This window comes from Pseudomonas sp. TH04 (assembly GCF_016651355.1).
Taxonomy (GTDB): domain Bacteria; phylum Pseudomonadota; class Gammaproteobacteria; order Pseudomonadales; family Pseudomonadaceae; genus Aquipseudomonas; species Aquipseudomonas fluorescens.
In genome coordinates this window covers 916,674-941,696 of the sequence record NZ_JAEKEA010000001.1, presented here as the reverse complement: position 1 = coordinate 941,696, position 25,023 = coordinate 916,674, and the positions used below count along the sequence as shown (strand labels likewise).

The following is a 25,023-nucleotide window of genomic DNA, read 5'->3' as shown; positions in this document are numbered from 1 at the left end:
TTGCTATTTTGCCGTAATGGGCAGTTTAAATAGTCACAGGCGCGGGGTCACGCGTTATAGCGCCGATAAGGTAAAGTCAGGCCCTTCAGGATGAAATTTCAGGTAACAATGTATGCGGCTGTGTTTGCGGCAATCGGTCTTGAGTGTATTGGCCTTAGTATTTTTCGCCCTGTTGAATACGGCCCTGGCCGATACCTCGCCAATCAAGGTGACCCTCGACCAACGGGTGATCGACCTCACCAATACGCTGGACACCGGCACCACCGATCGCCTGAAATCTCAGCTCGCGGCACTGGAGCAGCGCAAAGGTGCGCAAGTTGCCGTGCTGCTGGTGCCGACCACGGGCGGCGCGAGCATCGAAGACTTCGCCAACCCACTGTTCCGTGCCTGGAAACTGGGGCGCAAGGACGTCAATGACGGCATCCTGCTGGTGGTCGCCAAGAATGACCACAAGGTGCGTATCGAAGTGGGCTACGGCCTGGAAGGCACCGTCACCGACCTGCTGGCGCACCGCATCATTGAAGAACACCTTACTCCGGCGTTTCGCCAGGGCGACTACGCGGGCGGTATTCAACAGGCGGTCGACGATCTGACGCTGCTGGTGGACGGAGGCGACCTGCCCGACGTGGCACCGCCGGGGCTTAACCCTCAAGCGATCGCGGTGTTGCTGGCGTTCATCGTCGGCGCCGTCGGCAGTGTGCTGATCGCTGCGGGCAAGCTGCATTGGCGCCTGGCGTTGATTGCTACGCTGGTGGTGACGCTGCTGCTGACGATGTACGGCGGCGGCCGGGACTGGCCGGTCTACCTGTTGCTCTTGCCGCTGACCCTGTTGATTGGTGGTGCGACCTTCGGTGCGCTGTGGCTGGCGCGCCGAGTGTTTTACGGCGTGATTGGCTTGCTGGTGTACATCGGCGGAGTATTGATGGCGGATCGGTTGATGGACGTCAACTTGGTCCATTGGCTGCTATGGCCATTAGGCGGCGCATTGATTCTGGGCCTGTACGCGGGGCTGTTTTTGGTCATCAGGGCGTCGTGGAAGAACAGCCCGCGCTTCTTCCGCGTGCGTGCGCTGGTGGTCGTGGCGATTTATGTGTTGGCCGGTTGGCTGGTGGGGCGCGGCTACGAAGGCTGGATCGTCGCGATACCGGTGGCCTCGTTCGCCGCGTTTATTCTGTTTGTGCAGAGCGTTGCAGGTTCGGGCTCCGGTTCAAGGTCTGGCGGTGACAGTGGTTCGAGCGCCAGCAGCTCAAGTTCCAGTCGCTCAAGTTCCGATAGCAGCTCGTCCGGTGGCGGCGGTTCCAGTGGTGGCGGTGGGGCGTCAGGCAGTTGGTAAAGCGGCTAGCGTGGCTTGTAGCCCACCCATCCTTTGAAGCTGAAGCCTGCGTAGAACAACGCCACGTCTTCGAACCCGGCGTCCTGCATCAGGGCGGCATCCTGCTCGGGTGACAGCACTGGCAGTTGCGCACTGATCGCCGTAATCGCCCGTTCGGCATCTTCCGCCGGCACGCCCGAGTCCACTGCAAACGCTGCATAGCGCTTCAACCAGCGGGCTTTTTCCTGCGGTGTCTGCGGGAAACTATGGTGCGCCACAATCAGCGGTGCGCCGGGCAGTAACCGCTGCCACAGCGCCTTGAGTGTTTGCAGGCGTTCTGGCTTGGGGATGAAATGCAGGGTCAGCAGGCACGTCGCCCCATCAAACGGCCCCAACGGCGCGGTATCGATATAGCCTTCATGTAACTGCACGCGCGCATTGAAAGGGCCCAACGTCGCCTGCGCCAGCTTCAACATCTCAGCCGACGGGTCCACACCGACAAAACGCCAGTTCGGTTCTGCGTCGGCAAAACATTTCAACTCCAGGCCGCCCCCGGCGCCGAGCACCAGCACATTGCCCGCAGCGGGTACCGCTTCGCGCAGCAGCAGGGTGGTCATGCGCTGCAAGCCATCGAAGCCCGGCACCAGGCGCACGGGGCCCTCGGCGTAGCGGGCAACGGCATCGGGGTCGGAAAAAAAGCGCATGGTGGGTTCCTGCGGGTAGGGCGAGGGATCAACCCTACTGTGGCACATCGGCAGTGGCAATTGCTGTTACCGGCATTCGTGGTAAAACGTAGCTCTTTGGGACCCACGAGTACGGAGGCTCAATGTCTGCTGCCAACCGCCCTGAAATCACTCTTCGTAATGCCATTGCCGAGGACGCCTTGTGCATTGGCGTGCTGGGTATGCAGGTGTTCCTTGATACCTACGCGACGCAGGGCATTCGCCGTTCGATTGCCAATGAAGCGTTGCAGGCCTTTGCGCCGCAGACCATCGCCGAACTGATGGCGCAGCCCGATATCTCGCTGGTGGTGGCTGAGTCGGATGGCCATCTCGTTGGTTTTGCCCAGGTCAAACTCACCGCCAGCCATTCGATGATCGAGGCGTCTGACGTTGCCGAACTGCAACGCCTGTATATACAGGAGCGATTTACCGGCCTGGGGATCGGCTATCAATTGCTGCAAGCGGCAGAGCAGCGCGCCAAGCTCGGCGGCGCCTCGTTATTGTGGGCGACCGTGTGGGTGGGCAATGCGCGCGCGCTGGGTTTTTACCCTCGGCGCGGTTATGCGCTGCTGGGTGCGCCGACGTATACCTTCCAGGGGGAAACCCATGGGAATCGTCTGTTTGGTAAAGCCCTGATGCCCGACGCGTGAGGGCTCACGGCAGGATGATGTAGTCGTTGTGCTGGATGATCGGCTGGTGCGGGCCTTGCACCAGGTGAACATAGCGACCGTCCACCAGATCAATCGGCAAGCAGTCGTCGATATCCATTACGCCATCGGTGTGGGCCTGGGACCAGTGTTGCAACATTTGCCGCTGCCCCTTGCGCTTGGCTTCCTGTTTGTCCCGGGCGACCACCAGCAGGTAATGATGGGCCTCGCCAAAAGCGTTGGCCTCGTAGCCGCCGAGGTTGATGAAGTACAGGTGATGCGCGTCGGCAGGCGGCGCCATCTGGCTGAGTTCGACTTTCCAGCCGTCGACGCCATCGACGGCCATCCACGCATCGATATGCACACCCTTAGGGCTGCCGAACCAGCCGTCGCGCAATTGGGTGTAGGTGTGTTGCAGCGTATCCGCGACTGCGAATACCACATCGTGAATTTCGATTTTAGCCCGTGGGTGCTTGCCCCCGAGCATGACGACAAACAGCATTGCAGGTCCGTCCTGGCGACTTGGAAAAGGCTAACCATACTTCGATTGAACCCTTTTGTCCGGTCAGTGCCACACTGTTAATCCGCGAACTCATCAGGAGGTTGTTATGCGTACCATTGATCTGGCCGGTGTTCCCGTCCCTGTCATCGGCCAGGGAACCTGGCGAATGGGCGAAAACCCAGACCAGCGCAGAGCTGAAGTCGCCGCGTTGCAATTGGGTATAGACGAGGGCATGACCTTGATCGACACCGCCGAAATGTACGGTGAAGGCGGCGCCGAGGAAGTGGTCGGCGAGGCCATTCGCGGCAAGCGCGATCAGGTATTCCTGGTCAGTAAAGTCTACCCTCACAATGCCAGCCACAAGGGCGTTCCCCGTGCCTGCGATGCCAGCCTTCAGCGCCTGGGTACCGACTACATTGACCTGTACCTGTTGCATTGGCGCGGTCAGTACCCGCTTGAAGAAACCGTCGAAGCCTTTGAGCGTCTGCGCGAGGCGGGCAAGATCGGCCGTTGGGGTGTTTCCAACTTTGACGTCGCCGACCTGCAGGAACTTGCCTCCCCAGTCTGTGCCACCAACCAGGTGCTCTACAACATCGAAGAGCGTGGTATCGAGTTCGACCTCCTGCCATGGTGGCAACAGCACCATTTGCCGTTGATGGCGTACTGCCCAATCGCCCAGGGCGGTGAGCTGCTGTCCAGCCCGACGCTCAAGCAGATCGCCCACCGACACGAGGCCACACCCGCACAAATCGCCCTGGCCTGGGTACTGCGCCAGGAGGGCGTGATTGCGATCCCCAAAGCGGTGAGTCCCGAGCATGTGCGGCTCAACGCCAGCGCCGCGAAACTGGTGCTGGACGAGCACGATCTGGATGCCATCGACCGTGTGTTTGGCGCCCCCAAGCGCAAGCACCCGCTGGCGATGGTGTAACAACCCGCCTGGCAGAACCGGCGCCCTCCATGGCGCCGGTTCCTGCATCCTCCAGGGTTAGCCGGCGACCGGGCTACGCCAGTCATCAGAGCCGGAAGTACCCGCCACCTCGTGAGTCCAGATGATCTTGCGATAGGTGAAGTGCACGTCTTCCAGATGCGTGAAGTGCGCGTTTTCAGGTGCCTGACAGTTGGGCATGCGCGACTGGATGTCCACGATGGTCGCCCCTTCGAGTTCGATGGTGAAGTAGTGCTCCTGGGTTCCAGCCGAGGAGGTGCGGAACCACTCCAACCGGCATTTGACTTCTTCGCCGCTGGTTAGCGCACTGAACAGCAGGGGCGATGATTTATCGAAGACCTTGCTGATCATCAACGGTTTATGAACCCGCTGGCCTGTTGGCTGACCCGATTGCGGATCACGGGGAATAATCACCTGATGAGCAAATGCCTGGACCAGTATCTGGTCTTCATGGCCTTCCTGATAAATGTTGCCTACCGAGTCCTGAGTAAAAGTGCCTGCCGTAATCAGACCTTGTTTGACACCGGTGATTGAAAGATACGCGGGTGTTGGCATGACGGGTTTCCTTGCCGGGTAGTTGAGGTAATTCCCTGCGGCGATTGTGCCGGGTGGGCAACCTCCTATAACAAAAAGCGTGCCTGAAAATAATAAGCGCAACAAAAACAATAAGGTGGCGTGATGAGGGCGGAGTTTTAACTAAGTCGTCGGGTGGTTTATTGGATTTTAAGTGAAATAGGCTGCGCAGAAGTGCGCACTAAGTTGCTCATCGTGTTGTTGTGGGCGGTTATTGGTTGCGTGAATTAATTAAGGGTTTTGGCAAATTTGATCTGCGCAAAATGATGCGCAGCCCAGTCGTTACGCAGGGTGTAGGAAATTCCTTAAGTGCGGATTCGATGCTTGCTGAATATTTTATGCATGGCTAAGGTTTGCGAATCTCGTGAAAGGCTTAGTGGGATTCGGAGCGCGGCTAGTTGTGTGGGTAAGTGTGCTTGTTTCGGCGGATGTTATTTTTTATAGGGTGCATGGCTCAAAATGGTTTATTCAGGCGCTTTGTGTGCTTATTACCTTGAACTTGCTTTATTGCCTTGCTCGCACATTAATTTTGCGGGCAGCGATATGCGTTTTTCGAGTGAATATGAAGCCCTTGAATCCGAGCTTGGCAAGCTGCAATCGATTCATGTCACCGCTCAGCCGGACTGGCTCAAAGTGACGCAAATCAGTGAATGTCTGCTGCGCCAGCACACCAAGGATTTACGTGTGGCCGCCTGGTTGACCTGGGCCTTATATCAGCGTGAATCTTTCCCTGGTCTGTTGGCGGGGCTGGGGGTGTTGCGTCATCTCTGTGAGCATCATTGGGCGGTTGCCTACCCGGAAAAGCTGCGTACCCGTGGTGCAGCCTTTGGCTGGTTGGTGCTGCGTCTTGAACCGTTGTTTACGCAAAGCTTGCCGCTCAACGATCAGCAGCCATTGTTCCGACGCATGCTTGAGCATCTGACACACCTTGATGACCTCTGGTCTGCGCACATGAGTGATGAGGCTCCACTGCTGTTGCCCGTGCGCCGGCAATTGGCGCAGCGGTTGGCGCATGCAGAGCAAGGGGAAGCCCATGCTGTGGCTGCAACCGGCGTGATGGCTCAGGTCAAGCAGGCCGCGACCCGGTTACTGAATTCCGAGCCTTCGGTAGAAAACGAAAAAGAGGCACATAAGTTACTGCGCACACTGCAGGAACAAGCCCGGCCCTTGTGTCACTGGTGGCTGCGCCAGAACGCCACCGACCTGCGCGCCATGCGCCTTAACCGGACACTGACCTGGCTGGCACTCAACGGCTACCCGGACGCTGACAGCGAGCGCCTCACGGTGCTGCGCGGCCCGGCGTCCGACAAGCTCAAGCGCTATCGGGAGCGTTTTGCCCAGGGGCAGTACGGCGAACTGTTGTTGGAACTTGAGACCAGTCTGGCAGGCGCATTGTTCTGGTTTGACGGCCTGCGCATGGTCTGGGAGTGCCTTGAGGCTTTGCAGGCCAACCTGGCAATGACCGAACTGGAAGTGAGCTTTGCGCTGTTACTGCAGCGTCTGCCACATCTGCCTGAGTTCAGGTTTCACGACGGCGTGCCGTTTGCTGATAGCGCCACCCGCGACTGGATCACTTTGCAGGTCGCTCGCCACTTGCAGCCACCGGCGCCGCCCGGCGAGGTCGTTGATGCCAATACCGAACCCTGGGAGGCAGCCTTGCAGGACGTCATGCCGACGTTACGCAAAGACGGTCTCAAGGCGGCGGTGCGCGAACTCAAGCAGGGCATGCACGCCGCTCGCAGCGAGCGTGCTCGTTTTCACTGGCGGCTGGCCCTGGCTCGGTTGTGTGTATTGGCAGGCAAGCAAGCGTTGGCGAAGGTGCAACTCGAAGGCCTGGATCACGAACTGCAACATGCGGGGCTGGATCGTTGGGAGCCAGATCTGGCCCTCCACGTAGCCCAGCTTTTGTACCGTTGTTGCGAGCTTTTGCCGCAAAGCCAAACCGTACGTGAGCGTAAGGAAGATACCCACCGAAGGCTGTGCCACTTCGATGTTGAGGCGGTACTTGAATAGGCCTTCGATCCACTCGGAAAAGGAGATTTACCGTGGCCAAAGAAGGTTCGGTAGCACCCAAGGAACGCATCAATATCACCTTCAAGCCAGCCGTTGGCGGTGCCCAGGAAGAAGTCGAACTGCCGCTGAAATTGCTGGTGTTGGGCGATTTCACCCAGCGCGAGGATCAACGCAAGCTCGAAGACCGCAAGCCCATCGGCATCGACAAGAACACCTTTGACGACGTATTGGCCAAGCAGGCGTTGGAGCTGACGCTGAGTGTGCCCAACCGGCTCCAGGAGTCTGCGGATGTGGACGCATTGGCTATCCAGGTTCGGGTTAATTCGATGAAAGACTTCAGCCCGGCGAATTTGGTCGAGCAGATTCCGGAGCTGCAAAAACTGATGGCATTGCGTGAAGCGCTTATGGCGCTCAAAGGGCCCTTGGGCAACACGCCGAGTTTTCGCAAGGCCATAGAGCGGGCTTTGGCGGATGACGGGTCCCGAGCCCGGGTATTGGCTGAATTGGGATTGAGCGATCCCACCGCCTGACATTTTCAGTAAAAGGACACTGACGCCATGACGATCCAACAGCATCCGCTATCCACACAAGTCACCGAAGAACACAGCATCCTAGACACCATCATTGCCCAGACACTACTGAGTGCGGATGACGAGGCTTATGGCATTGCCAAGCGCGGTGTCTCGGCGTTTATCGAAGAGCTGGTCAAGCCGCACAACAGCGGCGAGCCGGTCAAGAAACGCCTGGTTGATCGAATGATTGCAGAGATTGACGTGAAGCTCAGCCAGCAAATGGACGAGATTCTTCACCATCCGGATTTTCAGGCGCTGGAGGCCTCCTGGAGAGGTTTGCAATTGCTCGTCGACCGGACCAATTTTCGCGAGAACATCAAGATCGAACTACTGAATGTCTCACGGCAGGACCTGCTGGATGACTTCGAAGATTCGCCGGAAATCACTCAGTCCGGGCTCTACAAACATATCTACAGTGCCGAGTATGGTCAGTTTGGCGGGCAGCCGGTGGGCGCCATTATCGCCAACTATTCGCTTTCGCCAAGCGCACCGGACGTGAAGCTGATGCAGTACGCCGCCAGCGTTGCCTGCATGGCCCATGCGCCATTTATCGCTGCCGCAGGCGCGAACTTTTTCGGACTCGAAAGCTTTACCGGTCTGCCTGACATGAAGGACCTCAAGGATCATTTCGAAGGGCCTCAATTCGCCAAGTGGCAAAGCTTTCGTCAGAGCGAGGATGCGCGTTATATCGGACTGACTGTGCCGCGGTTCCTGTTGCGAACCCCATACGATCCCCTTGAATGCCCGGTCAAGACATTTGCCTACCAGGAAAACGTGGTCAACAGTCATGAGCACTATTTGTGGGGCAATACTGCCTTTGCGTTTGCCACTCGACTGACTGACAGCTTCGCCCGGTTTCGCTGGTGCCCGAACATCATCGGTCCGCAAAGCGGTGGCGCGGTGGAAGATCTGCCCCTGCATCACTTCCAGAGCATGGGGGAAATCGAAACCAAGATCCCGACCGAAGTACTGGTCTCTGACCGTCGTGAGTACGAGCTTTCGCAAGAGGGCTTCATTGCACTGACCATGCGCAAGGGCAGTGATAACGCGGCATTCTTTTCGGCCAGTTCGGTACAGAAGCCCAAAACGTTCGGGGGCAGTACCGAAGGTAAGGACGCTGAGTTGAACTACCGCCTGGGTACCCAGTTGCCTTACATGATGGTGGTTAATCGCCTGGCCCATTACCTCAAGGTATTGCAGCGTGAGCAACTGGGGTCTTGGAAGGAGCGGACCGACCTCGAACTGGAGCTCAACAAATGGATCCGCCAATACGTCGCAGATCAAGAGAACCCCAGCGCCGAGGTTCGCGGGCGGCGTCCATTGCGGGCTGCCCGTATCGTGGTCAGTGATGTCGAGGGTGAACCCGGCTGGTACCGCGTCAACCTCAGTGTGCGACCGCACTTCAAGTACATGGGGGCGGACTTTACGCTGTCCCTCGTTGGCAAACTCGACAAAGAATGAGGAAGGGTCAGGGGATACCCGATTATCGCAGCCTTTTTGAGCGTCTCGACGGTCTGGTGCCTGCCAGGACCGACAGCGTGGCGTGTATTGCCGCGCATCTGGAGAGAATGCTCAGTACGCGTGCCGGCAGTGTCCAGGCGCTACCAGATTATGGGCTGCCCGACCTCAATGACATGCGCTTGAGCCTGCATGAATCACTCAGCCAATCGCGCTTGGCGATTGAACGCTTTATCCAGGCGTACGAGCCTCGGTTGGGGAATGTACGTGTCAGGAGGAGGGAGGGTGCCTACAACCCTTTGGTACTGGCGTTTGTGATTGAGGCAACCGTCGTCATCGATGGTGTCATCCAACCTGTGGTGTTTAACGCACACCTGGTGGGTGGTGGACGGGTCGAGGTGTTACCTGATGTCCTTTGAGCTCTTTTACCAGAGTGAACTCAGTGCATTGCGCACGCTTGGGCGGCGTTTTTCTGAACGCAATCCCGCCCTGGCACCCTTTCTTGCCGATTCAGGCCAGGACCCGGACGTCGAGCGTCTATTGGAAGGCTTTGCCTTTCTCACCGGGCGCCTGCGCCAGAAGCTTGCTGACGAGCTTCCTGAGTTGACCCATTCATTGATGCACTTGCTGTGGCCCAATTACATGCGGCCATTGCCGGCCTTCAGCATTTTGCAGTTTGACCCATTGAAGCACGCGTGCACCACGCTGAGTGTTGATCGGGATACACCGGTCGAAAGCGTGCTGGTCAACGGTGAGCGCTGCCGCTTCCGAACGTGCTACGCCACTCAAGTCATGCCGTTGCAACTGAGTGGCCTGGAATACCTGTCACAGGGAACACGGGCGTCGCTCAACCTGCGCCTGGAAATGAGCGTCGAGGGCAATTTCAGTGAGTGGGCATTCACTCAGTTGCGCTTGCACCTGGCGGGTGATCGACAAGTGAGTCAAGGGTTGTACCTGAGCCTGTTACGTCATCTTGAAAGCACCGAGGTGGTGCTCTTTGACCATGATGGGCTTGCGATCAATGGTCGCGACGGGCAGGTTTTATCGCTGCGACTTTCCGCCAGCCAAGTAAAACCTGTGGGGTTTGACGAAGATCAGGCGCTGATTCCCTATCCGGCGAACACCTTCAGCGGCTACCGCCACCTGCAAGAGTATTTTGCATTTGCGGACAAGTATCTGTTTGTCGATGTACTGGGTTTGGATGCACTGCAGAGGTTACCAAACGAACTCCTCAAGCAGGCCAGGTGCGTAGAGCTGCGCTTCAAATTGCACACTCAGGAACATGAGCCACATCGCCCCACGCTGGATAACGTAAAGCTGTATTGCACGCCGATTACTAACCTGTTCAAGCAGGATGCGGTGCCGATTCGCCTGGATGGCAAGCAGGATGATTACCTGCTGCTCCCGGGTGGCATTGCACGGGGCAACGCTGCGGTATTTTCCGTTGACCATGTTACCGGATGGCGTCCCGGTGGGCTGGGCTACCAGACGTACGTGCCATTCGAATCCTTCGAACATGACAGCGACAGTGGCGTTTCGATGCAAGCCCCTAGCTACAGCATTCGTCAACGTTCCTCGGTGCAGGGCGCCGAGCTTGATACCTGGTTGAGTCTCGGTATTGGCCCCATAGATCAACAGGAGACACTCTCAGTTGAGTTGACGTGCACCAACCACGGCTTACCGCGGCTGTTGCAGGTTGGTGAGATCAACCAACCGTGTGAACAAACGCCGGAATTTCTTACGTTTCGCAATATCTGCGCGCCGACGGCGAGCTTCCCTCCGCCGCTGGACCAGGACTTCCTTTGGAAGCTGATCAGCAACATGTCGCTCAATTACCTGTCATTGACCGATACACGGGCCTTGAAGGTCATTCTCCAAACCTACGACTTGCCGCGCTATCACGATCGACAGGCGCACAACATTAGTCAACGAAGGCTGGATGCACTGAGATCTGTCAGCCACGAGGCCGTCGACCGAATGCATCGTGGGTTGCCAATACGTGGCCTGCGAGTCGACCTGAACATTGACCCCAGTGGGTTTGTCAGCCGGGGCGACATGTTTGTCTTCGCCTCGGCACTCAATGAGTTTTTTGCTCTTTACGCCAGCCTTAATTCGTACCACGAACTGCGGGTTACCAGCACACAAGGAGACGTGTATCTATGGCCACCCCGGATGGGTCAGCAGGCCCTGCTATGACTGCACTATCGCAATCGATTCGTGAGTATTCGCTCTTCCAGGCGGTGCTGCAGGTGATCGAGCGTCTACGCGACGCTTATCCATTGCTGGAGGATGACGAGCTCTATGAGAAGGTCGAGTTCCAGGCCAACTCCAGCTTGGGGTTCCCCGGGCACGATATTGATCGGGTGGAGTTTTTTGTCGAACGCAACCAGTTACGGGCACGTCTTCGCCTGAATGTGCTCGGACTTTTTGGTGCCGGCTCGCCATTGCCTGCGTTTTATCAAGAGCAGGCGAGTGGGAATGTCAGCCGTGACTTTCTTGATGTATTTCACCACCGCCTGCACAGGCTGATGCTGCCGATTTGGCGCAAATATCGCTACCGGGCGTGTTTTCGCACCGGGGCCAGCGACGCGTTTTCCGAGCAGATGTTCGCACTGGTCGGGTTGGGCAGCCGCCAGATTCGCGACGCTGCGCAGTTGGACTGCAAGCGGCTGTTGCCCTGTCTGGGATTGTTGAGCCTGCGGGCACATTCGGCGGCCCTGATTGAGGCGGTATTGCGTCACTACTTCAAACACCGCGGTGTGTTCATCGAACAATGGGTCGCTCGCACCGTGACCATTGCCCAACAGCAACGCAACCGGCTTGGCGCAGCGAACAACCTGCTCGGCGAGGACCTGATGCTCGGGCTTCAGGTCGCAGACCGCAGTGGCAAGTTCAGAGTGCATATCAAGGGCTTGAGCTGGCAGCGCTTTCACGAGTTCCTGCCCGCTGGCGACGACTACAGGCCGTTGTGTTCACTGGTTCGGTTGATGGTGCGAACCCCCTTGGACTATGACCTGCGCCTGGTGTTGGCCGACGGCGAAGTGAGGCCATTGCATATCGGGGAACGCAACGTCTGTCGTCTCGGTTGGACCAGTTGGCTGGGGTACGAGCGTGCTGACGGCGTGGTCACCCTGGCCAGCAACTCTCATTAGGGACTGATGATTATGATGAATGTAGACCTGCAACAATTGATCCGCACATTGACGGCGGCGACTCGCCTCGACCTGGAGCGTTCAGCCGAGCGATGTGTGGCGCGCGGGGGCAAGGAGGTGCTGGTCGAGGACCTTCTGCTGACGCTGCTGCAGCACCCCAATGGTCCTTTGGTGAGGGCGCTGGCGGACGCGGAGATTGCCCCCGCCGAGCTGCAGGCCCTGTTGCTGCTCAACGGGGAGCAAGGCGCATCGCGTAGTCCGGTGTTTGCCGCGACACTCGTGCAGTGGTTACAACAGGCGTTAATGGTTGCTCACCTTGAATTGGGGCAAGTCGAGGTTGACCAGGGGGCATTATTGCTGGCGCTCCTGCTCCATCCGTTGCAGCACGCGGGCAGTGCTTATCAGCAATTATTGAGTCGCTTGGACACGCAACGTGTGCGCGACTGCGTGTTGAACCAGCGATTGGAAGCCGTTCCTTCGCCACAGGGTGAGTCGCTGTTGGAGCGCTTTACCCACGATTTGACGCGTCAGGCTCGCGAAGGACGCATCGACCCGGTTCTGTGTCGAGACGCGGAAATCCGCCAGTTGATCGACATCCTCGTGCGTCGGCGCAAGAACAACCCCATTCTTGTCGGAGACGCCGGAGTGGGTAAAACAGCCATCGTCGAAGGGCTGGCTCTGCAGGTGGTTGCCTCACAGGTGCCGGAGCCACTCAAGGGCGTACGAATACTGACCTTGGACATGGGCTTGCTGCAAGCCGGCGCGAGCATCAAGGGTGAGTTCGAACGGCGGCTAAAAGGCGTTATCGACGAGGTCAACGCCTCACCGCAGGCCGTTATCCTGTTTATCGACGAGGCACATACCTTGGTGGGCGCTGGCGCTCAGGTGGGCGGAGGCGACGCTGCCAATTTGCTCAAGCCAGCCCTGGCGCGCGGACAGTTGCGCACGATCGCGGCCACGACCTGGTCCGAATACAAACAATACATTGAAAAGGACCCCGCATTGGCGCGGCGTTTCCAGCCGGTACGGGTGGCCGAGCCGAGCGTGGCGGCGGCGATCTCCATTTTACGTGGGCTTGTCCCAGTGTATGAAGCCAGCCATGGTGTTTACGTACGTGACGATGCAGTCGTGGCGGCAGCGCAGATGAGCGCTCGATACCTGGCAGGACGCCAGTTGCCGGACAAGGCCGTGGACGTATTGGACACGGCCTGCGCTCAGGTGCGTATAAGCCTGACAGCGCCGCCGGAACCGTTGCAGCGTTTGTGTGCCGAGTTGGCAGAGGGCATGCGGCAACGCGTGGCGCTCGAGCGGGATAGCGACGCAGGTTTGCCTGTTGACGAGCAGGCCTTGCAGGCGCTGATCCAACGTCTGGAAGCCATTGAGCTTGAACGGGAGCGAGCCGAACACCGCTGGACTCAACAACGAGCCCTGGCCGAGCGGACACTCTCTTCGCGTCAGCCAAAGGTTGATGCGTGCAGTGCAGGGGAGGGGCTTGCGCACGTTGAGTTGCCAACGGCCGAACGACGCCACGCGCTGAGTGAGCGGCGGCGGCTGAACCATGAGGTATGCCCACGGGTGGTGGCGCAGGTGATCAGTGGCTGGACCGGTATTCCCGTTGAACAGCTGGCCCTTGAGCACAGTGAAAGGGTCCTGGGTTTCGCCGATGCCTTGGGCAGGCGAATTCTGGGGCAAGCACCTGCAGTGCAGGCTCTTGACCGCAATCTGCGTGCTGTGGCTGCGGGCCTCAACGTCCCCGGGGCACCCGTGGGCGTGTTTTTGCTGGTCGGTCCAAGTGGTGTCGGAAAAACCGAAACGGCCCTGGCACTCGCGGAGTTGCTGTATGGCGGCGAGCAATTCATCACCACACTCAATATGTCGGAATACCAGGAGAAACACGCCTTGTCCCGCTTGATCGGAGCGCCGCCCGGTTACATCGGTTACGGCGAGGGCGGGGTGCTGACTGAGGCGGTGCGCCAACGCCCTTATTCAGTGGTGCTGCTCGACGAAATCGAGAAGGCGGATCCGGAAGTGCTGAACCTGTTTTACCAGGTCTTTGACAAGGGCTTGGCCAATGACGGTGAAGGCCGTGAAATCGACTTCCGTAATACGCTGATCCTGATGACGTCCAACTTGGGAAGCGATTGCATCACGGCTCTGTGCCCCGATGGCTTTCGTCCTGATTCAGCGGTCCTGGAAGAAGCGATTCGCCCAGTGTTGCGCGCCCACTTCAAGCCAGCCTTGCTCGCCCGTATATGCGTTGTGCCGTATTACCCCCTTGCGGGCGAACGGCTACGCGACGTGGTAAGCCTCAAGCTGGAGCGTTTCGCTCAACGGCTGCACCGGCGCAAGCTGGTGTTCAGCCATACCCCCGAGCTGGTTACACACATGGTCGAGCGCTGCCTTCACCATGACAGTGGTGCGCGGTACATCGACCACTGGATCGAGTCCCATCTGCTACCGCCCATTGTGGATCGTCTACTCAGTGCGATGGCCATTGGCGAGTGTGTGTCAATGACCCATGTAGCGCTGGATGGCAACGGCGTACCGGTCTGTGAGTTCAGCCAATGATGGAGAGTCTGTTTAACCAGTTGCCTGATCCTCTGGTCTACGCCGACCGCTTGCTGAGCTGGTTCACCCGTCTGGGGACCGAGAGTGATGACTCGACGCTGGCAGACCTTTGTGTCACGGCGGTTGCGCAACTGAGCCAGTGCGAACTTTGCCAACTGTACTGGCAAGATGAAACGACCGGCCAGCTTGGGTTGATAGCTCAGCATTTTGCCGGGGCGTCATCACTGGATTCCCTGGCAGCAAGCGTGGACTTTCAGAATGAACAGCTCTTGCATTATGTCCTGAACCAGCATCGTTCCCTGACCATTGATGAACTGCGCAACAGCGCCTATGACCGCTGTTTCCTGCCTGAGGCGGCCCTGCCTTGGCACTCGCTGTCATGCGTGCCCCTGTTCAATCGGCGCAAGGCAGTGTGTGGTGTGCTGCTGTATGCCAGCCAGTATCCGGCGCAATTGCAGGGCTACGCCGCATCGTTGGGCCAACTGGGTAGCTTTACCTTCAGCCAGTTAGCCCTGTGGCGGCATAAACAATCAGGGCAAGTCACTGCTGCTCTCCAGCGCAGCACACCTGCTACCGACGCCTACGGCTTGATCGGCAACTGCACGGCGATGGATGAGACTTGCCGCTTGATCGACAAGGTCTTGCATACACCGTTTACCGTTCTGTTGAGTGGTGAAACGGGGACCGGCAAGGAGGTTGTAGCGCGCGCCATTCACGCAGCAGGCCCGCGCAGTGCGCGGGCGTTTGTGGTGCAAAACTGCGCGGCGTTTCCCGAGGGCTTGCTGGAGAGTGAACTGTTCGGCTACCGCAAAGGCGCGTTTACCGGTGCGGAGCGTAACTATGCGGGGCTGTTTGACGCGGCCCACGGCGGCACACTGCTACTGGATGAAATTGGCGATATGCCACTGTCCTTGCAGGCCAAGCTACTGAGGGTTTTGCAGGAGGGCGAGGTGCGCCCGCTGGGTGCCAATACCGCCCACAAAGTCGATGTCCGAATCATCGCCGCGACGCACCGCGACCTGAAGGCAATGGTCAGCCAGGGCACTTTTCGCGAAGACCTGTATTACCGGTTGGCGCAGTTCCCAATCCCGTTGCCGGCCTTGCGGGAGCGGGACGGGGATGTGCTGCTGCTCGCACGCTACTTCGCTGAAAGTGTGTGTGCAGCGCTCGCAAAGCCGCTGGTCAGTTGGTCCAGCGCTGCGCTTGATCAGCTCTCCAGTCATGCGTTCCCGGGCAATGTCCGTGAACTCAAATGCCTGGTGGAACGCGCAGTGTTGCTCTGCGATGACGGTGTGATTTTGCCTGCCCATCTGTTGCTGCCGTCGGCGCCTGCTCACGCAGTCGTCGAAGCAACGCTGCGCCAGCGCCTGGAGCGGGTAGAGCGAGTATTTCTGATCGATTGCCTGCACAAGAACCGTGGTAATCGAACGCGGACCGCACGTGAACTTGGGGTCGCACGTCGCACGCTGCTCTACCGGCTTGCGCGTTTGAACATCCCTGTCAGCGCGTCCCGTGGGGAATGCTGAATGGCGTACCTGTGGCCGCTGCGATTCGCCGCCGGCCTTATCTTCTGGGGGAAATTTGATGCCTGACCGTCCATGGCAAGTCGTGGTGCTTGTGCTGTGTTTGTTGACCGGCTGTAACGCCAACTACGTGTTTGATGATGCTGACTATCGTCCTTTGGGTGACCCCCAAGCGACCCGTCGCGGCCAATGAAAAGGGAGCGTGCCATGCAATTAGTGCTTGAAGTGTGTGACGCCGGGAGTGTTGAGCCGCCAACACGCAAGGTGTTTGACGGTATTGGCGGCGTCGTCGGCCGTGGGGCAGGCTGCGACTGGATTATCCCAGATCCGAGCCGATTGCTTTCCAGCCACCACGGCCTGGTTGGTTATCGTGACGGTCGGTATTTCCTGACGGATATCAGCAGCAACGGTATCTGCCAGTTGAGCAGCGGCGAGGCCCTGCAAAAGGGCCAGGCGCGATTGATCGTTGATGGGGATGTCTTCCAATTGGGGCCATTCGCTGTCAGGGCGCGACTGAATGAGCGAACGGCATCGTATCGTCAAGGGCTGTTCGCCGAGAGCAGGGTGATACCCGACGATGCCTATCTGGGCTTGGACCCTGTTCACGAGCTGGACCGCGAGCAGATGCATGCAGTGTGTTCGAGTGAACTGGATGCATTGAAAGACACCGCAGGCGCTCCCGAGGCAGGCATGTATCGCGGTTCAGTGGAACAGGATCATCTGGTTATACCGACACCGGCGGACACTTTCGACGACGTGATAGCGCCCATCCTGCCTGCCGTGCGTTCGGCCCCGGTCGATGAAGCGTTCTGGACGCAGTTTGCCGAAGCGTTGGGTGTCACGTTGGATGTCTCTGGTCGTGAGGCGTTGGCGATCAAGGTGGCGAGTTTGCTGAGGCACGCTATCAGTGGGCTGCAACAGAACCTGCACACTCACGATGAGCTGAGCAATGAGTGGAACCTGGGTATTGGCGCTTCAATCAAGATCCCGAACGGTTTTAAACACAGTGCGGGCATCAGCGCAGCCTTGGCATCGTTGCTACAGATGAACGAGCCGGAGCAATGCAGCGCCGAGGCGGTCATTGCTCAGCTCCATCGGCAATTGCAAGTGCATCAGGTTGCTTTGCTGGTTGCGTGTCGCACGGCGATGCGTACTCAACAGGCGGCGTTTGCGCCTGGCGACCTGCTGCTCAGTTTTGAGCGCCATGACAAGGCGCCGAGGTTCTTCAGCGACAGAGCGCGTTGGCGGGCCTACCAGCGTCATTACCAACGGCTGATCGACGAAGAAACGCTGAGCGCACGGCCTTTGCACGGCGACTTTGCCAAGGCGTATGAGGAGCAGGTACGCCTGACCTCGGCGTTATTCGCCGGATACCCAGGATGATAGTCATGCCCCGTGTCGCCTTACCCCTGTTGATTGTATCGAGCCTGCTGGTTGGTTGTAGCAGCGTGTCACCCTTTTCCACGTTAACCAAGCTGGACCTGACGTTGACAGCCACCGAACAGGTTAACCCTGACCTGCATGGGCGTCCCTCGCCAGTGGTGGTGCACCTGCTGGAGCTGAAGCATCCGGTCGCATTCGAACACGCAGATTTTTTTAGTCTTTATGGGCGTGCCGAGCAGGCGCTGCCCAAAGACTGGGTGAACAGCGAGGAACTGGAATTGCGTCCCGGCGAGCAGGTGGCTCTCAAGCTCAGGAGCGAACCACAAAGTCGTTACGTGGGGGTGGTGGCGGCTTACCGCGACTTGCCCCACGTGCAATGGCGATGGGTGGTGCCGCTGGCCCCGCAGCACGTTACGCGAGCCCATCTGGTGCTCGACCAGTCGGGTGTTCGCGTTGCCGAACCGATCGTTGGCGTGGTGGAGAATTGACATGCCGGTTCATAAAGTCATCTGGCAGGAAGGCATGTTGCTGCGCCCCCAGCACCTGCAGCACAACGACCGTTACTACAACCAGCAGCTCAACCGAACCCGCTTGCTTGGCAGTGATGCCTGGGGTTTCCTGGCACTGGACGTCGACTTGCAGTACCTCAACCTGGGCAAGCTGGTCGTCAACCAGGCCAGCGGCGTTTTACCGGATGGCAGTCTTTTCGAACTGACTGCCGCCATGGCGCCGTTGGTGCTGGAAGTCCCGGCCAACTCGGGAAAGCAATCGGTTTACCTCGCATTGCCGATGGCGACCAACAACCAGGTTGAAACCCGAACGCAGGGTGAGCCCAATGTGTTGGCACGCTACATTGCCTGCGAGATCGATGTCGGTGACTCGAATGGCGGGCTGGACGCTCTTTGCCGGATCAGTTGTGCACGTCCTGATTTACGATTGTTGCTGGGTGACAACCCTGGTGATGAAGCCTACGTGAAGCTGAAGATTGCCCAGGTATTGGACGCCTCTTGCGAAGAGGGGGTCAGAATGGATACAGATTTTGTGCCGACGTTCATTTATGTACAGGGCTCGGGCTTTGTGTCGTCGTGCCTCAAGGAAGTGATCAGCCTGTTGGCCAGCCGTGGCGATGCCATTGCCGAGCGTATTTGCGGTAACAGCGTGACCGCAGGTGCGCAGGTCGCAGATTTTCTGATGCTGCAACTGATCAACCGGACCGAGCCGGTGTTGCGTCACTACCTGACCCAAGCGCAAGTGCCGACACAAATGCTGTATCGCGAGATGGTGTCGATATTGGGCGAGCTATCGACTTTCGCCAGTGACAGCAAGCGCGCCAATCTTGACGTGCGTTACCTCCATGGCGACCAAGGCGCAAGCTTTCGAGGGCTGATGGCGGGGCTGCGCACCGTGCTGTCGATGGTATTTGAGCAGCATGCTGTGGAATTGGTGCTGCAACAACGCCAGTACGGGGTGATGGTCTGCCCGGTGGCGGATCTCAAGCTGCTGGGCACCGCGACATTCATCCTGGCGGTCGCTGCTCAGTGCGATTCTGAAGAGCTTCGCCACCGGTTGCCGGCCCATCTCAAGATTGGGCCTGTGGAGCGCATTCGCGAACTGGTCAATCTGCACCTTGCCGGTATCAAGGTAAAGCCGATGCCGGTGGCGCCACGCCAAATTCCGTTTCACGCCGGTAAAACCTATTTCATGCTTGAACTCAGTGCCCGTGATGTTGTGCAGCTGGAGCAATCGGGTGGTTTTGCGTTCCATGTCGGCGGCGAATTTACCGAGCTGGAGCTGACCTTCTGGGCAATCAGGAATTGAACATCATGAATATGGAAAGTGAATACCCGCAGGATGAAAAAACCGTCCTGCTTGATCGTGACGGCCACGGTCCTGCTCAGGGGCCGATAACCGACTTCCTCTCGCCCCCGCGTTTTGAGCAACTGGAGGACCGCATGATCTATGCCGCCGCTGTACAAGGCGCGCAACCTTTCAATGTGGGCCTTAACCCTCTGGTAGCCGCTGCCTGGGATGCGCTGTCTGAGCTGCTCCAAATGAAGCGCAGCGCTGGTCGGGAAAACCTGCAGACACTCAATGATCGCCTGTCCGCAGGCATCACCCGCTTCGAAGCCCGCGCCCTGCACGAGGGCATGGAGAGCGGTCAGGTGGTGTCCGCACGCTATGTCCTGTGCAGCGTCATTGATGAAGCGGTAGTCACTACGGCATGGGGAAGTCGCAGCGACTGGTCGAAGATAAGTTTGTTGAGCCGCTTTCATAACGAAACCTTTGGCGGCGAAAAGGTTTTCCAACTGCTGGAGCGCCTCTCCCGTGATCCGGTCAAGCACCTGGCGATGTTGGAGCTCATGTATCTGTGCCTGTCGATGGGTTTCGAAGGCAAATACAGAGTTATGGCGCGGGGAGAGGTCCAGCTTGAAGAGGTACGAGATGCCTTGTATCGACAGATAAGGCATGTCCGGGGCGACTCCCCCTCTCTGTCGATGTGCGCCCCCCGGCCGGTGCAGGCACGGCGTAAGCGTCCGCGCATGATCCCCGCCCGCTGGTTTGTGGCTTTCGGTGTGGTCGCTTTGCTGGCGATGTATTCGGGCGCTGCCTGGGTGCTCGGGCAAGAGCGAGCAAGTGTGTTGCAACTTTTTAAATCTTCGGCGCCGGAACTGACTCTGACGCCCTTGTAACGCTGGGAATATTGAATGAACGCATTCTTCAAGGGCGCGGGCGCCGTGCTGCGCAGAGTTTGGGTATGGAGTTTGTTGCTGGTGCTGTCCGGCGCAACCGTGGTGTGGTTTTTTGGGCCGCTGCTGGCCGTGGATGACCACCGGTTCTGGCAAAGCTCTACCGCCCGACTTTTGAGTATCAGTGGGTTGTTTTTGCTGTGGGGCCTGGCGATGGTCATCGCGGGTGCTCGTCAGGCTGCCCGGGCCGGAACACTCGACAACCAGACACGCACGCAACATCTGGGGCTGATAGAGAATGAACGGAAACACGTGCGCGGCCGATTCAAGGAAACGCTGCAAACCTTGAAAACCTCTCAGCGTTACCTTGGGCGTAGCGCACGCTCGCGTAACGAGCTGCCTTGGTACTTGCTGATTGGGCAGCAGGGCAGTGGCAAGACCTGCTTGTTGGCCGCGAACGGAGTGCAGCTACCGCCGGATCAATCCGGGTCGAGGCCGCTAGGCAGGGCTGCTTACTGTGACGGGTACCTGGCTGATCAAGGCGTACTGATCGAGTGCGCCGGGCGTTATCTGGACCAACCCGACAGCTCTGTCGACGCCGCAGGTTGGACGACATTGCTGAACCTGCTCAAGTCCAGGCGCCGAGTTCGGCCACTTAATGGCGTGGTGGTGGCGTTATCGGTGGACACCTTGCTGGGCAGCAATGAGCATGATCTGGAACGCCACGCACGGCATGTACATAGCCGCTTACAAGATATTCAGCAGACGCTGCATGTCGATATCCCGATCTATTTGGTGCTGACCCAAGCTGACCGAATACCGGGGTTTAGCGAGTTTTTTGCTACGCCGCACGGCAGTGTTGCGGACGGCGTGCTGGGTGAGCTCGTCGCCGTCAGCGGCACCGGTGTCCAAATGGCGCAGGTGCGTCAGGCATTCGAGGCGTTGCTGCAGCGGCTGAGTGGTGAGCTTATTGTGCGCTTGCACCAGGAGCGCAATGTCGAACGCCGTGGCCGAATGCTTGATTTTCCGCAGCAGGTTTCGCGCATTGGCGAACGGTTATGCCTGTTTGTCGAGGTGGCATTTTCCGCCCATCGCAATCAGCGGATCAACGGTTTGCGGGGGTTTTATCTGACCAGTGCGGGTGAGCGGCGCGAACGCTTTGTCAAAGGCCTGTTCAACCAGGTGATTTTCGCCGAAGCCGAACTCGCGGGGCTCGATACCCAGGAATATCGCCGAATTCGTTGGCGGCAGGCGGGGTTGGCGATCGCAACATCACTGGTCATCGGCGTCGCGGGCGCGCTCTGGATGCACAGCTATTCGCTCAACCATCAACGTTTGGAAGAGTTGGCGCAGCTCGCTAAGACCGATACGCCGGCCGAGGCAGGCGTGGACCAGACCCTGGTCTTATTGCCTGTTTTGGATAAGCGCCTGGCGGCGACTCGGGTTTTTCCGCCTGTGGCAGAAGCGCGCGTGTTGGCGCGAGCCGGGTTATTCCAGGGCGAAGTGACTCGCCCACTGTTGGTCAGTGCTTATAACGACGCTCTGCAGCAGTTAATGGCCCAAACCGTGTCTGTGCTCGAAGAGCAAGTGCGGTCCAGCCTTGGGGATCGCGAGCGGTTGCTGGACAACTTGCGCGCGTACCTGATGCTTAACCTGCGCGAGCGCCGTGATACGCGTTGGCTGGCGGAGCGTGTAGCGAGCCTGTGGTCCGAGCGCTTTGCCGGTGAGGCCTCGGTGCAGGTCCGCTTGGATGAACACTTCGGCCGGCTGCTTGAGCAACCGTTTGTAGCGACACTCAATGATGAATTGGTGGCCCAGGCTCGCCAGGCGCTGCGTGGCGAGTCGCTGGCAGACGTGGTGTATCGCGTGTTACGCGAGCAAGCGCTGAATCTGGAGCCCTACCGTCTAACGGGCGGTACGGTTTTTACTGCGCCTGACCAACCTATTCCCGGATTCTACAGCAAGCGTTATGTGCAGTATTTCGACAAGCAGGGGCCTCGACTGATCAATGCGATTGTCCAGGATAACTGGGTGCTGGGGCAGGCCACCGACCTCAGCGTGATGGATTTGCGTCGGTTAATGATCGAACTGGAACAGCGCTATTTCAGTGAGTATGCCGACGTCTGGAGCAATGCCTTGGGGCGCATCAGGTTGCTTGATACCGAGAGTCTTAGGCAAAACACCGACCAGTTGGCGAGCCTGACATCGGCGCAGTCGCCGTTGGTGTTGCTGTTACAGCAGGTGCGTGAAAATACCCGCTTGCTGGACGTCGGCGCCCCTTTGGCAGCCGTGGCCCGCGAGGCGGTTGATGCGGCGGTAATCGCTCGGTCGGCGGTTGGTCATGTATTGGCCGGTCAACTGCCGAACCTTGCCGGTGATGACGGCGCGAGACGCGCGTTGCAGCGTCGCTTCGAGCCCCTGCATCAGTTGCTTGATGAACAGCAAAACCCGGGGGCGGAGTTGACCCTGGCATTGCGTCAGCTTGACGCGATACACCTGCAGCTGGCGGCGCTGAACCGTGAGGGCTCACCGGAGCGGGCAGCTTTTCAGATGGTGAAGCAACGCATGGAAGGGCAACAGCCTGGGTTGGGACAATTGCGTGATATCGCTGCGCGCTTGCCGCTGCCACTCAAAGGCTGGATTGAAGGCCTTGCCGATGACAGTTGGCGACACTTGTTTGATGATGCTTATCGGCATGTGAACCAACATTATCAGAGTGAAGTGTACGGTCTGTATGCCAAGGCGATTCGCCAGCGTTACCCGTTCAATGCTCACGCGGGCAGTGACGTTGCCCTGAGCGATTTCCAGGCCTTTTTCAACCCACAAGGTGTGCTGGCAAAGTTCCAGGAAAGTTACCTGCGGCCGTTTGTCAGCGTTGAGGGGGGACGCTACCGGTTGCGTGGCCTGGATGGCCGAAGCCTGCCGATGTCACGATCGTTACTGGAGCAACTGTCCAAAGCGCAGATCATCCGCCGAGGCTTTTTCGCTGAAGACCAAGGCGAGCTGGCGGTTCGGTTTACGCTGGCACCCTACAGCCTGGACCAGGCGGTCAGCCGGTCGGTCCTGAGTTTTGGCGGGCAGCAGCTGGAATACCGGCATGGGCCGATCGTGCCCGTGGCGTTCCACTGGCCGAGCGAGGTGGACAATGGTCGGAGCAGCCTGGTTTTGGAGCGAGGAGCGGAGCGGCCGTTGGGCATCGAGAAGAACAGCGGGGCCTGGTCGTTGTTCCGGTTCTTTGATTTGATGCAGCGCGAGCCTGCCAGTGGGCGGGATGCGCAGATACTCAAGTCGGATCTCGGCGGTTTGCGTGCCAACTATGTCTTGGTCAGCCAGCGTGTACCCAGCGCATTTCAGTTGGACACGTGGCGTACGTTCCGATTGCCGGAGCAGTTATGACCCCACCGACATCGCCTGCAAGCAGTGCCGCGCGCTCCGAACGAGGCAAGGCCAGGCAGCGCAATGAGGATGCGTTCCTGGATTGCCCGCAGCAAGGTTGCTGGGTGGTGGCAGACGGTATGGGCGGGCATCGGGCCGGGCACATGGCCAGCCAGTCGGTGGTCGACAGTCTTGCCGCGTTGCCGGCCCAAGACACGTTTGACCAGCGTATCGAAGCGGTTCGGCGATGCCTGCAAAGGCTCAGCCGGCGTTTGGGCGGTGAAGACCGACCGACTGCCAAGGGCAGCGACGACACCATGGGCAGTACCGTGGTGGTATTGCTGCTGGATGGGCGTCGAGCCGCGTGCATTTGGGCGGGGGACAGCCGTTGTTACCTGTGGCGAAGCCAGCGGCTGTATCAGCTGTCGCGAGATCATTCCTTGCTGCGCCAATTGATGGATGAACAGCGGTTGAGCCTGGCGCAGGCCCAGGCTCATCCTGACTCTAGAGCACTGACACGCGCAGTCGGGGCCCGGCATCCGCTCAAACTTGAGGTGCTGGAGCTGAGCACACACCCCGGCGACGTCTTTCTGTTGTGCAGCGATGGCGTGTACCAGGGATTGACGCATGTCGAGCTTGGCAGCGCTCTGGATAAAGGCACGCCGCAACAGGTCGTGGACCGGTTGTTCACGGCGGTGTTGCAAGGGCCCGCGCGGGATGACCTGACGGCTGTGGTGGTGCGCTCATGAACACCGGGACGGGCACGCCCACCTTGCTGGCTGGGCGTTATCACCTTGAGCGAGAGTTGGGCGCGGGAGGCATGGGCGTGGTCTACCGTGCGCGCGACCTGTTGCACGAACAATTTGGCGAGCCCTGCGCCCATCTGGCAATCAAAGTGCTTGGCGAGCGTCTCACGCTGGCCCCCGATGCTCATGTGCTGCTTTACAGCGAGTTTGCCCTGACCCGCAGCCTGCGACATGAGCATGTCGTGCGGGTGTTTGCGTTCGAGGTGGATATCAGCAGCCAGATCGCTTTTTTCACCATGGAGTTGATGCAGGGTATGACCCTGGACCGGCTGCTGCTGGAGTGTCCGGGCGGCTTACCCTGGCGAGAGCTGCAGCCCTTGGCTGTGCAGTTGCTGAGTGCCCTGGCTTACGTCCATCGACAGGGCGTGCTGCATGGCGATGTAAAGCCGGTCAATATCATGGTGGGTGAGGAGGGCGTACGTTTGTTCGATTTCGGCCTCGGGCATGCGCCGATACCCGTTGCGGCAGGACTGCCGAGTTTGAGTCGGGGCAGGTTCAACGCGTGGACCCCTGCTTATGCCGCCCCGGAGTTGTTGGCGGGCGGTGCGCTTACCACGAGCACTGACCTGTATGGGGTGGCGAGCGTGCTGTATGAACTGGCCCATGGGAAACGTCTCGGTGAGCGTCGAGACGCCGAACGACCGTGCTGCCCTCGGCAACTGCCGACACAGTGCTGGTCGGCGTTACGCGCGGCGTTGGCAGTGGACCCTGAGCGCCGAACGATCAGCGTCGAGGAGTTGGGCGAAGTCATGACGCGTGCTCGCCGACGCTGGTTTAGCTAGCC

The 25,023-nt window shown here is 59.0% G+C and carries 22 protein-coding genes; 19 read left to right on the top strand and 3 right to left on the bottom strand.

The window, feature by feature from the left end:
- The first annotated feature begins 112 nt into the window (after window positions 1–112).
- On the top strand, window positions 113–1,333 hold the full coding sequence (locus JFT85_RS04080) for a TPM domain-containing protein (protein ID WP_078828115.1): 1,221 nt from the start codon (window positions 113–115) through the stop codon (window positions 1,331–1,333).
- Window positions 1,334–1,338: 5 nt separating this feature from the next.
- On the opposite strand, the gene JFT85_RS04075 is transcribed toward JFT85_RS04080, so the two are convergent.
- Window positions 1,339–2,016 carry a class I SAM-dependent methyltransferase gene (locus JFT85_RS04075; protein ID WP_078828116.1) on the bottom strand — a complete coding sequence of 226 codons (678 nt, stop codon included), beginning with the start codon at window positions 2,014–2,016 and terminating at the stop codon, window positions 1,339–1,341.
- 122 nt (window positions 2,017–2,138) lie between these two features.
- On the opposite strand from JFT85_RS04075, the gene JFT85_RS04070 reads away from it, so the two are divergent.
- Complete coding sequence (locus JFT85_RS04070) at window positions 2,139–2,684, top strand: GNAT family N-acetyltransferase (protein ID WP_069551437.1); 546 nt, start codon at window positions 2,139–2,141, stop codon at window positions 2,682–2,684.
- A 4-nt stretch (window positions 2,685–2,688) separates the two neighbouring features.
- Here JFT85_RS04070 and JFT85_RS04065 read toward each other — a convergent pair whose 3' ends face one another.
- A complete protein-coding gene (locus tag JFT85_RS04065) occupies window positions 2,689–3,183 on the bottom strand; it encodes a DUF1543 domain-containing protein (protein WP_073638477.1) in 495 nt (164 codons plus the stop codon).
- Between the two features lie 106 nt (window positions 3,184–3,289).
- On the opposite strand from JFT85_RS04065, the gene JFT85_RS04060 reads away from it, so the two are divergent.
- Window positions 3,290–4,111: an aldo/keto reductase gene (locus JFT85_RS04060; RefSeq protein ID WP_069551438.1), complete on the top strand. Its 822-nt coding sequence runs from the start codon at window positions 3,290–3,292 to the stop codon at window positions 4,109–4,111.
- 57 nt (window positions 4,112–4,168) lie between these two features.
- Here JFT85_RS04060 and JFT85_RS04055 read toward each other — a convergent pair whose 3' ends face one another.
- Window positions 4,169–4,684 (bottom strand): Hcp family type VI secretion system effector, encoded by a 516-nt coding sequence (locus JFT85_RS04055; protein ID WP_053256396.1) that lies wholly within the window; start codon window positions 4,682–4,684, stop codon window positions 4,169–4,171.
- A gap of 477 nt (window positions 4,685–5,161) precedes the next feature.
- Between JFT85_RS04055 and tssA the strand changes: the two genes are divergently transcribed.
- The 16 genes from tssA to JFT85_RS03975 are packed head-to-tail and all read left to right on the top strand — an operon-like array spanning window position 5,162 to window position 25,021.
- On the top strand, window positions 5,162–6,715 hold the full coding sequence (gene tssA, locus JFT85_RS04050; protein ID WP_201229297.1) for a type VI secretion system protein TssA: 1,554 nt from the start codon (window positions 5,162–5,164) through the stop codon (window positions 6,713–6,715).
- A gap of 32 nt (window positions 6,716–6,747) precedes the next feature.
- On the top strand, window positions 6,748–7,245 hold the full coding sequence (tssB, locus tag JFT85_RS04045) for a type VI secretion system contractile sheath small subunit (RefSeq protein ID WP_073638475.1): 498 nt from the start codon (window positions 6,748–6,750) through the stop codon (window positions 7,243–7,245).
- A 27-nt stretch (window positions 7,246–7,272) separates the two neighbouring features.
- Entirely contained in the window at window positions 7,273–8,748 is a 1,476-nt protein-coding gene (gene tssC, locus JFT85_RS04040) for a type VI secretion system contractile sheath large subunit (protein WP_053256393.1), read from the top strand.
- Window positions 8,745–9,164: a type VI secretion system baseplate subunit TssE gene (tssE, locus tag JFT85_RS04035; protein WP_078828118.1), complete on the top strand. Its 420-nt coding sequence runs from the start codon at window positions 8,745–8,747 to the stop codon at window positions 9,162–9,164. Before tssC ends, tssE begins: the two co-directional genes overlap by 4 nt.
- On the top strand, window positions 9,154–10,941 hold the full coding sequence (gene tssF, locus JFT85_RS04030) for a type VI secretion system baseplate subunit TssF (protein WP_201229288.1): 1,788 nt from the start codon (window positions 9,154–9,156) through the stop codon (window positions 10,939–10,941). The genes tssE and tssF overlap by 11 nt, the downstream gene beginning before the upstream one ends.
- Complete coding sequence (gene tssG / locus JFT85_RS04025; protein ID WP_201229279.1) at window positions 10,905–11,897, top strand: type VI secretion system baseplate subunit TssG; 993 nt, start codon at window positions 10,905–10,907, stop codon at window positions 11,895–11,897. Before tssF ends, tssG begins: the two co-directional genes overlap by 37 nt.
- 6 nt (window positions 11,898–11,903) lie before the next feature.
- Window positions 11,904–14,465: a type VI secretion system ATPase TssH gene (gene tssH, locus JFT85_RS04020; protein WP_242486518.1), complete on the top strand. Its 2,562-nt coding sequence runs from the start codon at window positions 11,904–11,906 to the stop codon at window positions 14,463–14,465.
- Window positions 14,462–15,991 carry a sigma-54 interaction domain-containing protein gene (locus JFT85_RS04015; protein ID WP_073638472.1) on the top strand — a complete coding sequence of 510 codons (1,530 nt, stop codon included), beginning with the start codon at window positions 14,462–14,464 and terminating at the stop codon, window positions 15,989–15,991. Before tssH ends, JFT85_RS04015 begins: the two co-directional genes overlap by 4 nt.
- 58 nt (window positions 15,992–16,049) lie before the next feature.
- Window positions 16,050–16,181 carry a hypothetical protein gene (locus JFT85_RS04010; RefSeq protein WP_053256388.1) on the top strand — a complete coding sequence of 44 codons (132 nt, stop codon included), beginning with the start codon at window positions 16,050–16,052 and terminating at the stop codon, window positions 16,179–16,181.
- Window positions 16,182–16,195: 14 nt separating this feature from the next.
- Window positions 16,196–17,371, top strand: coding sequence for a type VI secretion system-associated FHA domain protein TagH (tagH, locus tag JFT85_RS04005; protein WP_201229270.1), 1,176 nt, complete (start codon window positions 16,196–16,198; stop codon window positions 17,369–17,371).
- Between the two features lie 5 nt (window positions 17,372–17,376).
- Window positions 17,377–17,859, top strand: coding sequence for a type VI secretion system lipoprotein TssJ (gene tssJ, locus JFT85_RS04000; protein ID WP_053256386.1), 483 nt, complete (start codon window positions 17,377–17,379; stop codon window positions 17,857–17,859).
- Between the two features lies 1 nt (window position 17,860).
- Window positions 17,861–19,189 (top strand): type VI secretion system baseplate subunit TssK, encoded by a 1,329-nt coding sequence (gene tssK, locus JFT85_RS03995; protein ID WP_201229264.1) that lies wholly within the window; start codon window positions 17,861–17,863, stop codon window positions 19,187–19,189.
- Between the two features lie 5 nt (window positions 19,190–19,194).
- Window positions 19,195–20,061 (top strand): type IVB secretion system protein IcmH/DotU, encoded by an 867-nt coding sequence (icmH, locus tag JFT85_RS03990; protein WP_242486517.1) that lies wholly within the window; start codon window positions 19,195–19,197, stop codon window positions 20,059–20,061.
- 15 nt (window positions 20,062–20,076) lie between these two features.
- Complete coding sequence (gene tssM, locus JFT85_RS03985; RefSeq protein ID WP_201229259.1) at window positions 20,077–23,454, top strand: type VI secretion system membrane subunit TssM; 3,378 nt, start codon at window positions 20,077–20,079, stop codon at window positions 23,452–23,454.
- Complete coding sequence (locus JFT85_RS03980) at window positions 23,451–24,182, top strand: PP2C family protein-serine/threonine phosphatase (RefSeq protein WP_069551447.1); 732 nt, start codon at window positions 23,451–23,453, stop codon at window positions 24,180–24,182. Before tssM ends, JFT85_RS03980 begins: the two co-directional genes overlap by 4 nt.
- Window positions 24,179–25,021 (top strand): serine/threonine-protein kinase, encoded by an 843-nt coding sequence (locus tag JFT85_RS03975; RefSeq protein WP_053256382.1) that lies wholly within the window; start codon window positions 24,179–24,181, stop codon window positions 25,019–25,021. Before JFT85_RS03980 ends, JFT85_RS03975 begins: the two co-directional genes overlap by 4 nt.
- Window positions 25,022–25,023: the final 2 nt, after the last annotated feature.